The organism is Arthrobacter sp. B0490 (assembly GCF_002929355.1).
Lineage (GTDB): Bacteria > Actinomycetota > Actinomycetes > Actinomycetales > Micrococcaceae > Arthrobacter_D.
Map to the genome: position 1 here is coordinate 1 of NZ_PJIR01000185.1, position 515 is coordinate 515.

Annotated in this window: 1 protein-coding gene; it reads right to left on the reverse strand. The window is 55.5% G+C overall.

What is annotated here, in order from left to right:
- Positions 1-14 precede the first annotated feature (14 nt).
- On the reverse strand, positions 15-515 hold a 501-nt coding region (locus tag CXQ97_RS21355), incomplete at its 5' end, for a tellurite resistance TerB C-terminal domain-containing protein (RefSeq protein ID WP_219815511.1).

Sequence of the window (515 nt, forward strand, 5' to 3'; positions counted from 1 at the left end):
GGCTCTGATGCTGCTCATAGCGGTAATTTGTCCATAATGTCAGGGTTGACTTCGAAGGGGTCTTCCCCCTCGGTGACTGGCATATCGAAATGCTCAAATGCCATGTCGTTGATCTGCTCCAATGCTCCGTCGAGCATGAGCTCCATATCGCTTGCAACGGCCTCCAACTCGTCATGAGACCACTCGGTACGGGATACGAGTACACGCAGGAAGGCTGAGTGATCGGCGTCTAAGCCACAAATGGAGGAAGTATCCTCAACAGTCTCTTCCACAACTACGTCATCTGGCTCAGCAGGCTTGTCGTCAACGAAAACCTGAGCCAGCAGCGCAGATACCTGTTCCGTTTCACGCTGCAGCTGAGCGATGCGCTCCTGGTCCAGAGCAAATCCGCCAACGGGCTTGGACGGACTTGCTCCGGGTATGGAAGGCGTTGTCTGCGATGAGCCAACGGAGCTGCCACTGGAGGCCACATGAAGGTCGCTGTACAGCGATTGCGGATCCAGCTGCAGGGTCTT